This window comes from Pedobacter steynii, from assembly GCF_001721645.1.
GTDB lineage: Bacteria > Bacteroidota > Bacteroidia > Sphingobacteriales > Sphingobacteriaceae > Pedobacter > Pedobacter steynii_A.
The window spans coordinates 1,128,551-1,141,029 of sequence record NZ_CP017141.1 but is presented as its reverse complement, the minus strand read 5'-3'; the positions used below and the strand labels follow the sequence as shown (position 1 = coordinate 1,141,029).

8 protein-coding genes, 2 tRNA genes and 2 rRNA genes are annotated in these 12,479 nt (G+C 42.9%); 8 read left to right on the top strand and 4 right to left on the bottom strand.

Annotated features, from left to right (window positions below; genetic code table 11):
• The gene (locus tag BFS30_RS04525; RefSeq protein WP_069378178.1) at positions 1-1,398 is read right to left on the bottom strand and encodes an MBL fold metallo-hydrolase RNA specificity domain-containing protein; all 1,398 of its coding nucleotides are present in this window, start codon (positions 1,396-1,398) and stop codon (positions 1-3) included.
• 8 nt (positions 1,399-1,406) lie between these two features.
• On the bottom strand, positions 1,407-1,613 hold the full coding sequence (locus tag BFS30_RS04520; RefSeq protein WP_069378177.1) for a hypothetical protein: 207 nt from the start codon (positions 1,611-1,613) through the stop codon (positions 1,407-1,409).
• Positions 1,614-2,545: 932 nt separating this feature from the next.
• On the opposite strand from BFS30_RS04520, the gene rplM reads away from it, so the two are divergent.
• The 4 genes from rplM (at position 2,546) to tsf (ending at position 5,177) form a co-directional block, all read left to right on the top strand.
• On the top strand, positions 2,546-2,989 hold the full coding sequence (gene rplM, locus BFS30_RS04510) for a 50S ribosomal protein L13 (protein ID WP_069378175.1): 444 nt from the start codon (positions 2,546-2,548) through the stop codon (positions 2,987-2,989).
• 16 nt (positions 2,990-3,005) lie between these two features.
• Positions 3,006-3,392 (top strand): 30S ribosomal protein S9, encoded by a 387-nt coding sequence (rpsI, locus tag BFS30_RS04505; RefSeq protein ID WP_069378174.1) that lies wholly within the window; start codon positions 3,006-3,008, stop codon positions 3,390-3,392.
• 19 nt (positions 3,393-3,411) lie between these two features.
• A complete protein-coding gene (gene rpsB / locus BFS30_RS04500; protein ID WP_069378173.1) occupies positions 3,412-4,236 on the top strand; it encodes a 30S ribosomal protein S2 in 825 nt (274 codons plus the stop codon).
• A gap of 101 nt (positions 4,237-4,337) precedes the next feature.
• The gene (tsf, locus tag BFS30_RS04495) at positions 4,338-5,177 is read left to right on the top strand and encodes a translation elongation factor Ts (RefSeq protein ID WP_069378172.1); all 840 of its coding nucleotides are present in this window, start codon (positions 4,338-4,340) and stop codon (positions 5,175-5,177) included.
• A 118-nt stretch (positions 5,178-5,295) separates the two neighbouring features.
• Here the strand turns inward: tsf and BFS30_RS04490 are convergent, their stop codons facing one another.
• Together BFS30_RS04490 and queD are read right to left on the bottom strand one after the other, a co-directional pair.
• The gene (locus BFS30_RS04490; protein WP_069378171.1) at positions 5,296-6,330 is read right to left on the bottom strand and encodes a COX15/CtaA family protein; all 1,035 of its coding nucleotides are present in this window, start codon (positions 6,328-6,330) and stop codon (positions 5,296-5,298) included.
• Entirely contained in the window at positions 6,320-6,673 is a 354-nt protein-coding gene (gene queD, locus BFS30_RS04485; protein ID WP_069378170.1) for a 6-carboxytetrahydropterin synthase QueD, read from the bottom strand. The genes BFS30_RS04490 and queD overlap by 11 nt, the downstream gene beginning before the upstream one ends.
• An 808-nt stretch (positions 6,674-7,481) precedes the next feature.
• Here queD and BFS30_RS04480 point away from each other — a divergent pair.
• The 4 genes from BFS30_RS04480 (at position 7,482) to BFS30_RS04465 (ending at position 12,379) form a co-directional block, all read left to right on the top strand.
• Positions 7,482-9,003: ribosomal RNA gene (locus BFS30_RS04480) — 16S ribosomal RNA — on the top strand.
• Positions 9,004-9,120: 117 nt separating this feature from the next.
• Positions 9,121-9,195, top strand: a tRNA-Ile gene (locus BFS30_RS04475).
• A gap of 14 nt (positions 9,196-9,209) precedes the next feature.
• Positions 9,210-9,286 (top strand) — tRNA-Ala (locus BFS30_RS04470).
• A gap of 215 nt (positions 9,287-9,501) precedes the next feature.
• A 23S ribosomal RNA gene (locus BFS30_RS04465) occupies positions 9,502-12,379 on the top strand.
• Together the 16S and 23S rRNA genes with 2 tRNA genes alongside form the textbook arrangement of a ribosomal RNA operon.
• Positions 12,380-12,479: the final 100 nt, after the last annotated feature.

Here is a 12,479-nt window from a genome sequence, read left to right as displayed (position 1 = left end):
TTAAACTTCAAATTCCTGATGATATTCTGGAATAGTTACCTGATGGAAGCCCTTATCGTTGAGGTGTCCGGCAAATATTTGCTGAACTTTATATTCTCCATGAACAAGAAAAATCTGTTTTATCAGATTGGAGTCCTGTCCGGAAAGAAATTGCAGTAAATCTTCATAATCACCATGGGCACTCATTGACCTGATCGACCGGATATCGGCAACAACTCCATATTCTTGTCCAAAAAGCCAGACTTTTGGTTGTCCGGCAAGAAGTTTACCGGCTAAAGATCTTGGTTCCGCATAACCCACCATCAAAATGGTGTTTTTCTGATCGCCGATATTATTGCGGATGTGGTGTTTTACACGGCCGCCTTCCGCCATTCCCGAAGAGGAAATGATCACACACGGGCGGGGATCACTATTTAAAGCTTTGGATTCTTCTACACTTTCAACAAACTTTAGGCCTTTAAAGCCAAAGATATCTTTGTCAACTTTCATCACTTCCTTCACCCCATTATTATAGACTTCGGGATGATTTCTCAATACTTCTGTTGCCTGAAGGGACAAAGGGCTATCTACATAATATTGTACATCAGGAAGGTTATTTTTTAACTCCATTGCATTTAATGCATACAGCAGTTCCTGGGTCCGGCCTACACTAAAGGCTGGAATAATAACCTTTCCTTTTTTTAGGATGCAGGTTTGGTGAATGATTTCCTTAAGGGTTTCTTCAATCGGCTCCAGATCCTGATGCAGAGAATCGCCATAGGTGGATTCCATAATGACGTAATCTGCCTGAGGAAAGGACTGCGGACTTTTTAGTAATAAGTCGCCGTACCTCCCAACATCGCCACTAAAAGTAAGATTGATGGTTCTCTCTTCCTCCTTAATCTTTAAATGAACGGCCGCACTACCTACAATATGACCTGCATCTGTAAAATGCAGCACTACATCTGGGCCAATCTGAAAATCCTCATTATAATTGACTACTTTAAACTGACTAAGCGTCTGAATGACATCTTTTTCATTGTAGAGAGGAAGCTCCGGTTCACCACCCTGACGCATTTTTTTATTTGCATACTCTGCATCCTGAGTTTGGATTTTAGCAGAGTCCATCAGTAGAATTCTTGCAAGATCCATAGTCGCAGGGGTACAGTAAATGTTTCCCTTAAAACCTTCAGCCACAAGACGTGGCAATAAACCACAGTGATCTATATGGGCATGAGAAAGGATAAGGTAGCTGACTAATGAGGGATCAAAACCAAAAGACTCGTTGAGCCCTTCGGTGAGATCACCCATTCCCTGAAATAATCCACAGTCGAGTAAGATTTGAGTATTGTTTTTTAAGGTAATCAGGTGTTTGCTACCTGTAACGGCACGCGCCGCTCCATGAAATGCGATCTTCATTAATTCCCTTAAGCTCTGACTTTAGCAATGGTATCCTTAACATGTCCTGCCGCGTCTACCAGTTTTTCTTTGGAAGAGTCTAATAAGTCACAGAACCAGTCTGACACTTTCTCTTTGATGTCTCCGTCTTTATCTGCTGATAATATTAATGCGATGGCAGCACCTAAGGCAGCTCCTGCCAATAAACCTGCGATGATTTTGGTTTCCTTTTTCATATTAATGTATTTTTTTGGTTGAATGATTGATCATGTAAATAATGCGCTTGAAGGGCAATATACTCATGATTGTTTCAAATAATTCCTGTTTTTTTGTCAAATAGTTAACAAAGACGATGCCGAATAGTTTGTATAAAACCGTAAATTGTAAGGATATCTTTTAATTTTAGTCAAATGTTTAGAATCCTTTCTTATTTCAATATATTCATGGCAATAGTATATCTGCTGATGTTTCTTTTGAATGGGAATCTGCTGATAATTTTTGGAGTTTTAATGGTGATTGTTTTTAGTACACTTGTGATTAAAATGATACAGAGTCAGGGAAGGAGCAATTTGATTCATTACGCTCTTGGGTTGGGGAGTCTTGGTTTTGCAGGTTTCCTCTTATTTGGGCTGGTTCACATTATTAAGTCCTCTATTGCTTACCATTACTTTTCAAATACACTAAACTACACGGTGGTAACTTCTCTTTTTGTTTTGAGCATGGTGGTACATTTCATCCTATTTTGCTTTTACCGCACTCCGGCTTAATTTTTTCATTTCTGGTTTTGTGTTGAAAAGGAGAGGACTCGGACCTCCTCCGCTTTGAGTTCTGACTGACTGCAGGAGTAGTGCATAATCCCTCCATCCGTGTTCCATGTTTTCCTTACAAAAACGTGGACTCACTGTGGACTCAGTGTGGACTTAATGTGGACTCAGTCCGGGCACATATGCAGCTCAATATAGCGGTGCTCTTTACTGAAAAAAGTTTGCCTGAAATGCCCCTCCGGATAATTAAATGAGGGGGTGGATTTCTAATGAATTTGGTAATTCCTTAAAATAAACAAATAATATCTCTTCAACTGTTTGACATTTAAATATTTCTATCTATCTTTGCAGTCCCTAAATTTAAGGGTGAATAAATAATTGTTTAACAAATTAAATACAAGCAAGTGAATACGTTAAGTTACAAAACTGTCTCTGCCAATGCAAAAACTGTTAACAAACAGTGGGTTGTTGTTGATGCACAAGGCGAGATTTTGGGGCGCTTGTCATCGAAGATCGCTATGATCATCCGTGGTAAAAACAAGCCTGAGTATACCCCACACGTAGACTGCGGTGATAACGTTATTGTTATTAATGCAGACAAGGTTAAATTGACAGGAAATAAATTAGGCGATAAACGCTATATTTCTTACACTGGTTATCCAGGTGGTCAGCGTTTCATTTCTCCTAAAGAGTTATTGGCGAAACATCCTAAGCGTGTTATCGAGAAAGCGGTACGTGGTATGTTACCTAAAACAAAACTTGGTGCTAAATTATACACCAATCTATTTGTTTATGCAGGTGCAGAACATCCTCATGCAGCACAATCACCAAAAACCATTACACTTTAATTAAAGGAAGAAAGAAATGTCAGTTACTAACACTTCAGGAAGAAGAAAAACTGCTGTTGCACGCATCTATTTAAAAGAAGGCAACGGCACAATTACCGTAAACGGTAAAGACCATAAAGTATATTTTCCAACATTACCTTTACAATACATCGTTAACCAGTCATTCGAAGTTTCTGAATTGACAGGTCAGTATGATGTAAACGTAAATGTAGCAGGTGGTGGTATCAAAGGTCAGGCAGAAGCAGTTCGTTTAGCTATCGCTAAAGCTATTGTGGAATTGGATGCTGAGAAAAAACCAGCATTACGCGCTAAAGGGTTAATGACCCGTGATATGCGTATGGTTGAACGTAAGAAACCAGGACGTAAGAAAGCACGTAAGAAATTCCAATTCAGTAAACGTTAATCTTAAGGAGACAAACACAATGGCAAGAACTACATATCAAGACTTATTGGATGCAGGTGTACACTTCGGTCACCTTACCCGTAAATGGAACCCAAAAATGGCGCCTTACATTTTCATGGAGCGCAATGGTATCCACATTATAGATTTAAATAAAACTTTAACTAAAACTGAAGAAGCTGCTTCAGCAATCAAACAGATCGTTAAATCTGGTCGTAAGATTCTTTTCGTAGCTACTAAGAAACAAGCTAAAGAAATCGTTGCTGATCAAGCAAAAAAAGTAAACATGCCTTTCGTAACTGAGCGTTGGTTAGGTGGTATGTTAACTAACTTTGCTACTGTTCGCAAGTCAATCAAAAAGATGTCTAACATCGATAAAATGACTAAAGACGGTACTTATTCGATTCTTTCTAAGAAAGAGCGTTTAATGATCCAACGTGAGCGTATTAAATTGGAAAGCTTATTAGGTGGTATCGCGGATCTTAACCGTTTACCAGCTGCAATCTTTTTAATTGACGTTAAAAAAGAGCACATTGCTGTTAGCGAAGCGTTGAAATTAAACATTCCAACATTTGCAATGGTTGATACTAACTCTGATCCTTCTAACATCGATTTCCCAATTCCTGCGAATGATGATGCTACTAAATCTATCTCTTTAATCACTGATGTAATCATCAAAGCGATTGAAGAAGGTTTAGATGAGCGCAAACGTGAGAAAGACGAAGAAACTGAGAAAGAAGCTGTAGCTGCTAAAGCTGCTGCTGATGCTCCTGAAGCTGCTGCTCCTGGTGCAAGAAGAAAGAAAGTAAATGCTGATACTGAAGAAGGTACTAGCGAAGAAGCTTAAATAACATAATATGGGTTGTACGTTGTGCGTTGCAGGTTTTACTTACAACAAACACTGTACAACCCATAATTTTTTGATAAAAACTTAAAAAAAGAAATAAGATGTCTACAGTACAAATTTCTGCAGCAGATGTAAACAAATTACGCCAACAAACCGGTGCCGGTATGATGGATTGCAAAAAAGCATTAATCGAAGCTAACGGTGATTTCGAAGCAGCGGTTGATTACTTACGTAAAAAAGGTGCTAAAGTAGCAGCTTCTCGTCAGGATCGTGATTCTAATGAAGGTGTTGTTATCGCTAAAGCTACAGCAGACGGTAAACGTGGTGTTGTTGTTGAATTAAACTGCGAAACGGATTTCGTTGCTAAAAATGCTGATTTCGTTGCTTTGGCTAATAAATTCACAGACCTTGCTATCGATAAAAATCCTGCTTCATTAGAAGAGCTTTTATCTTTGGAAATTGATGGTCAGAAAATTTCTGATATCATCATCGAAAATACTGGTAAAATCGGTGAAAAAATTGGTATCTCTAAATTCGAAACTGTTTCAGGTGATAAAGTTGTTCCTTACATCCACGGTAACTACCGTTTAGGTGTATTGGTTGCTTTAAACCAGGCAGGTGAAGGCGTTGAAGAAGCAGGTAAAGATGTAGCTATGCAAATCGCTGCAATGAACCCTGTTGCTTTAGATAAAGATGGCGTAGATTCAACTACTATCGAGCGTGAAACTGAGATTGCTAAAGAACAAATCCGTGCTGAAGGTAAACCTGAAGAAATGGTAGAGAAAATTGCTGCTGGTAAATTGAATAAATTCTACAAAGACAGTACTTTATTAAACCAGGAATTTGTTAAAGATTCTTCTAAAGATGTTCGTAAATTCTTAGATGAGACAGCTAAAGGTTTAACCGTAACTGCATTCAAACGTGTACAATTAGGAGCTTAGTCCTACTTTACCGCATAAAAAAATAGGGTGTCCAAAAGGCACCCTATTTTTTTTATGCCTGCTTTTCTGGTTGAATTTGACCCTCTTGCTATTTTTATCTTTTATGAATGGCTTTTATCTAGCTTTTCTTGAGGTTTAAGAATAGCATTAATAAAAGTGAGACGGTCAGAAGGATGCCTGTAAACTGATGAAATAAGGCAAAAGCCAGATAGTCGGGGCTTATACTTTTCAGTAATGCACTGACCCCGGATATCACCTGTATTCCAATCAGGAGCAGTGGAAATAGGCGCACGTAGGAAAGTAAGGGGCTGATTTTCCAGGAAACACTTCTCAAATAAAGGATGGGAATCAACAGGCAGATGATATAGGCGAGCAAACGATGGATAAATTGAATAGCGAATAAATTTTCTGTTAAATATTGAAGGGTAAGCGGCTGATGGTATAAATCCGGAGGGACAATAAAGCCGTTTATGTCGGGCCATGTTGGAGCAGCAAGTGCTGCGCGGGTCCCTGCCATGAATGCTCCAAAAATGAGTTGAATAAAAAGAAGACTTAGTATGAGGATGTTTAATTTGCTAAACCTCAGCCGATGCCTCATCTTGATGTGGTTCAAACTTAAGCCGAAGGCAAGCCACAGCGTATAACACAATAGAATTACAGCTGCTATAAAGTGTATGGCGAGCCTGATATGACTTACGCTGATATCGGTGTCATTGAGGCCGCTTTGAACCATGAGCCAGCCTATGACCGCCTGTAACAGGCCCAACAGGAATAGGATAAAGATCATGCCGCGCAACTTGAAGTCCATTTTCCCCATTAAGACGAAATAGAGGAAGGGGATGATAAAGGCCAGGCCGATAAAACGTGCCCAATTCCGATGGAGCCATTCCCAAAAGTAGATGGATTTGTAATCTTCCAGAGAGAAGTGTGCATTGACCACATGAAACTGGGCAATCTGTTTGTATTTATCAAAGCTCATCTGCCAGTCGTTTTCATTTAATGGAGGAAGGATACCAAGTAGTGGTTTCCATTCTGTGATAGATAGGCCTGAGCCGCTTAATCTGGTGATTCCACCAAGCAGTATTTGTATGAGGATGCTGAATGCGCCGAAATATAACCAAATGGCTATAGCTCTGTTGGTGTTATCCTTCATATATCACTCCTGAGCTTGGTGTTTCGTTTAGTTCGATCCTGCTCAAGCCGGGGAACACAGGTTTGATTTTATTCCATAGCCATATGCTCAATTGTTCACTTGTTGGATTTTCCAGGCCGGGAATGTCATTCAGTACCTTGTGGTCGAGTATTTCTATCAGAGGGCTGATTCCGTTTTTTAGATCGGTATAATCCATAACCCAGCCTGAATGTGGTTCGGGATCTCCGGTGATGAATACTTTAAGACTGTAAGTGTGTCCATGCATTCTGCCACATTTGTGCCCGGCCGGAACATGGGGCAGGTAATGTGCAGCATCAAAACTGAAAGTTTTATAGATAATCATTTCAAGTATATAGTGATCAAATTTCTGGTTTGGGCATAGGAAAATAAATGATGAGGATCATTATTTGAAATAATGTGCGAGATTATCAGGCTTGCTCCAGTCTTTTTTTAGCGAAGGGATTTGCCTCGATGTTGATTGTACAGGGTTTTCGCAGCGTATTTGACTGGTGTTTTCAGCTAATTCGGCCTTGGTGTATATTTTACGTTAAGTATAGATGAAGTTTTTTCTTCTGTAAATCATGCAGTTAGGGGTGTGATACAATTATAATGGATGAATTGTTTTGAGAACGGATAAAATTTCCTACTTTTGCATCCCGCTTCGGAGGAAGAGAAACATTGAGGTTGATAAGAGAGAAGGATTTGAAAGATTGCAGTAGAGATAAGTCAGAGGTTGTTTTGACGGTTTATTAACCAGGAAAGACAAAGTAAAAAAGTTTCAAAAAAAGCTTGACAATAACAAAAAGATTTCTACCTTTGCAGTCCCAACAAAAACGGGGGTTACCAAACGGAGTTTAGTAACAAAAACAAAAAGACTGAAACGATTGGAATTTCGAAACTGACACCAGGAACATTAAGACCCGGAAGAAACAGAGAAAAGAAGATTGCCACATAAAAGAAGAACCGCGAGGAGATTCGAAAAGTTCATTAAAGAGATGTCATTTATAGCGTAGCGAGGTAAGATAGTACCGTTTCAAAGTACATGAAAACCAAAGCTATTTTTTCAAGTCAGAATCTGACAGACAATACAAAAAAGAATAAAGACTATTATTAACAAGTTAAGAATGGTCAGCGTTCAAACAACACATTTTACAATGGAGAGTTTGATCCTGGCTCAGGATGAACGCTAGCGGCAGGCCTAATACATGCAAGTCGAACGATACCATTTAGCTTGCTAGATGGGAAAGTGGCGCACGGGTGCGTAACGCGTATGCAACCTACCTTAATCAGGGGGATAGCCCGAAGAAATTCGGATTAACACCGCATAAAATCACAGTACAGCATTGTACAATGATCAAATATTTATAGGATTAAGATGGGCATGCGTGTCATTAGTTAGTTGGCGAGGTAACGGCTCACCAAGACCACGATGACTAGGGGATCTGAGAGGATGACCCCCCACACTGGTACTGAGACACGGACCAGACTCCTACGGGAGGCAGCAGTAAGGAATATTGGTCAATGGAGGCAACTCTGAACCAGCCATGCCGCGTGCAGGAAGACAGCCCTCTGGGTCGTAAACTGCTTTTATTCGGGAATAAACCTACTTACGTGTAAGTAGCTGAATGTACCGAAGGAATAAGGATCGGCTAACTCCGTGCCAGCAGCCGCGGTAATACGGAGGATCCAAGCGTTATCCGGATTTATTGGGTTTAAAGGGTGCGTAGGCGGCTTATTAAGTCAGGGGTGAAAGACGGTGGCTCAACCATCGCAGTGCCCTTGATACTGATGAGCTTGAATACACTAGAGGTAGGCGGAATGTGACAAGTAGCGGTGAAATGCATAGATATGTCACAGAACACCGATTGCGAAGGCAGCTTACTATGGTGTCATTGACGCTGAGGCACGAAAGCGTGGGGATCAAACAGGATTAGATACCCTGGTAGTCCACGCCCTAAACGATGAATACTCGCTGTTAGCGATACACAGTTAGCGGCTAAGCGAAAGCGTTAAGTATTCCACCTGGGGAGTACGCCCGCAAGGGTGAAACTCAAAGGAATTGACGGGGGCCCGCACAAGCGGAGGAGCATGTGGTTTAATTCGATGATACGCGAGGAACCTTACCCGGGCTTGAAAGTTAGTGAATGAGATAGAGATATTTCAGTGAGCAATCACACGAAACTAGGTGCTGCATGGCTGTCGTCAGCTCGTGCCGTGAGGTGTTGGGTTAAGTCCCGCAACGAGCGCAACCCCTATGTTTAGTTGCCAGCACGTTAAGGTGGGGACTCTAAACAGACTGCCTGTGCAAACAGAGAGGAAGGAGGGGACGACGTCAAGTCATCATGGCCCTTACGTCCGGGGCTACACACGTGCTACAATGGATGGTACAGAGGGCAGCAAGCTGGCAACAGCAAGCAAATCTCAAAAAGCCATTCACAGTTCGGATAGAGGTCTGCAACTCGACCTCTTGAAGTTGGATTCGCTAGTAATCGCGTATCAGCAATGACGCGGTGAATACGTTCCCGGGCCTTGTACACACCGCCCGTCAAGCCATGGAAGTTGGGGGTACCTAAAGTATGTAACCGCAAGGAGCGTCCTAGGGTAAAACCGATAACTGGGGCTAAGTCGTAACAAGGTAGCCGTACCGGAAGGTGCGGCTGGAATACCTCCTTTCTGGAGTAGTTCAGACTACTCGCTACGTAAATGATATAAATGACAAAAAAATCTCAAAAAGAAAAACCCATAGGATGAAACATCACTTAGTGTTCTCATACTGCAGTAAAGACAAATAGTCCCGTAGCTCAGTTTGGTTAGAGCACTACACTGATAATGTAGGGGTCAGCAGTTCAAATCTGCTCGGGACTACAGATATATTCTAAGGGGGATTAGCTCAGCTGGCTAGAGCGCCTGCCTTGCACGCAGGAGGTCAACGGTTCGACTCCGTTATTCTCCACCATTACCCAGGCTTAATACAAAAGGCCGAGAAATATGATTACGGATTGTGATCAGGGGAAGTAAAGTTCTTTGACATATTGGAAGAAGTTAAAAAAGAAGAGCAAACAACAATAGAGACGTTGTTAGCTTGAAGGAAGGAATAAGCAATTATTCAGTCCGTAGAGATAACAACAAATCAAAAAAAGCATTTCCATAGGCGCAAAAGGCTATGGAGAGAAGAAAGTAATTAAGAGCACACAGGGGATGCCTTGGCTCTCAGAGGCGATGAAGGACGTGATAAGCTGCGATAAGCTTCGGGTATTAGCAAATATGAATTAATCCGAAGATTTCCGAATGGGGAAACCTGGCTAGTTGAAGACTAGTCGTACAATGTACGCAAACCTGCCGAACTGAAACATCTAAGTAAGCAGAGGAAGAGAAAATAATAATGATTTCCTAAGTAGTGGCGAGCGAAAGGGAAAGAGCCCAAACCACTTATGTTACGGCATATGTGGGGTTGTAGGACTACGATGTGGTATACTAAAATGAAGTGGAACAGGATGGGAAGCCTGGCAATATAGCGTGAGAGCCGCGTACACGTAAGTAATAGTAACCTAGTAGTATCCTGAGTACCGCGAGGTCGGAGACGCCTTGTGGGAATCTGCCGGCACCATCCGGTAAGGCTAAATACTCCTGAGAGACCGATAGTGAACCAGTACCGTGAGGGAAAGGTGAAAAGAACCCCGAACAGGGGAGTGAAATAGAACCTGAAACTGTGTGCTTACAAGCGGTCGGAGCGTCCAGGTGGCGTGACGGCGTGCCTTTTGCATAATGAGCCTACGAGTTACTCTTCTCTGGCAAGGTTAAGTGTTTAAGACACGCAGCCGAAGCGAAAGCGAGTCTGAATAGGGCGTATAGTCAGGGGAGGTAGACGCGAAACCTTGTGATCTACCCATGGACAGGTTGAAGGTGCGGTAACACGTACTGGAGGACCGAACCGATAAACGTTGAAAAGTTTCCGGATGATCTGTGGGTAGGGGTGAAAGGCTAATCAAACTGGGAAATAGCTCGTACTCCCCGAAATGTTTTTAGGAACAGCGTGGTGGTAAAGTTATATAGAGGTAGAGCTACTGATTGGGTGCGGGGGAGTCAAATCCTACCAAATCCAGACAAACTCCGAATGCTATATAATATACACTGCAGTGAGGCCCGGGGTGCTAAGGTCACGGGCCGAGAGGGAAAGAACCCAGACCATCAGCTAAGGTCCCCAAGTTATAGTTAAGTTGAACTAACGAGGTCCGATTGCATAGACAGCTAGGATGTTGGCTTGGAAGCAGCCATTCATTTAAAGAGTGCGTAACAGCTCACTAGTCGAGCGATCGGGCATGGATAATAAACGGGCATTAAACTATACACCGAAGCTATGGGTAATATTAATATTACGGTAGGGGAGCATTCCAGCGGCAGCGAAGTTATGACGTAAGTTGTGGTGGAGCTTCTGGAAAAGCAAATGTAGGCATAAGTAACGATAAGGCGGGAGAGAAACCCGCCCACCGAAAGGATAAGGTTTCCTGATCAACGCTAATCGGATCAGGGTTAGTCGGGGCCTAAGGAGAACCCGAAGGGGATATTCGATGGACAACTGGTTAATATTCCAGTACTTTTTATAACTGCGATGTGGGGACGGAGTAGTGACACTGCCGCGATCTGACGGAATAGATCGTTAAAGGGCGTAGGTATTAGGACTGTAGGTAAATCCGCAGATCTAGCTGAAACCCGATAGTACTGCAAACCTTCGGGGGCGTAGATAGCGCAGGTAATCAGACTTCCAAGAAAAACCGCTAAGCTTCAGGTTATAAAAACCCGTACCGCAAACCGACACAGGTATCCGGGAAGAGAATTCTAAGGTGCTCGAGTGAATCATGGCTAAGGAACTCGGCAAAATGGCCCTGTAACTTCGGGAGAAGGGGCGCTGACAGCAATGTCAGCCGCAGTGAAAAGGCCCAGGCGACTGTTTAACAAAAACACATGGCTTTGCAAAATCGAAAGATGAAGTATAAGGCCTGACACCTGCCCGGTGCTGGAAGGTTAAGAGGGGATGTTAGTCGCAAGGCGAAGCATTGAATCGAAGCCCCAGTAAACGGCGGCCGTAACTATAACGGTCCTAAGGTAGCGAAATTCCTTGTCGGGTAAGTTCCGACCTGCACGAATGGTGTAACGATCTGGGCGCTGTCTCAGCCATGAGCTCGGTGAAATTGTGGTCCCGGTGAAGACGCCGGGTACCCGCAACGGGACGGAAAGACCCCATGCACCTTCACTACAATTTAACATTGACATTGGATACAGGATGTGTAGGATAGGTGGGAGACTATGAAGTGGCATCGCTAGGTGTTGTGGAGTCAACGTTGAAATACCACCCTTTCTGTATTCGGTGTCTAACCCCACTCAGTGGGGGACATTGTTTGATGGGTAGTTTGACTGGGGTGGTCGCCTCCAAAAAGGTAACGGAGGCTTTCAAAGGTAAGCTCAATACGCTTGGTAACCGTATGAGGAGTGCAATAGCATAAGCTTGCTTGACTGTGAGGCAGACAAGCCGAGCAGGGTCGAAAGACGGATATAGTGATCCGGTGGTTCTGCATGGAAGGGCCATCGCTCAAAGGATAAAAGGTACGCTGGGGATAACAGGCTGATCTCCCCCAAGAGCTCATATCGACGGGGAGGTTTGGCACCTCGATGTCGGCTCGTCACATCCTGGGGCTGGAGAAGGTCCCAAGGGTTCGGCTGTTCGCCGATTAAAGTGGCACGCGAGCTGGGTTCAGAACGTCGCGAGACAGTTCGGTCCCTATCTGTTGTGGGCGTAGGAATTTTGAGTGGGGCTGACCTTAGTACGAGAGGACCGGGTTGGACTAACCTCTAGTGAATCTGTTGTTCCGCCAGGGGCATTGCAGAGTAGCTACGTTGGGAATAGATAAGCGCTGAAAGCATCTAAGTGCGAAACTAGCCACGAGATGAGAATTCCATATAGGACCGTAGCAGACTACTACGTTGATAGGTTACAGATGTAAAGGTGGTGACATCAAAGTCGAGTAATACTAATAATCCGAAGCTTTCAAGAGCAATAAACTGTTGTTTGTTCTTCCTAACTTAACTTCTTTCAATAATATGTCACTGTTTGATGGTGAGCTGCAATAGCAGATACACTGATAAAAGATCAG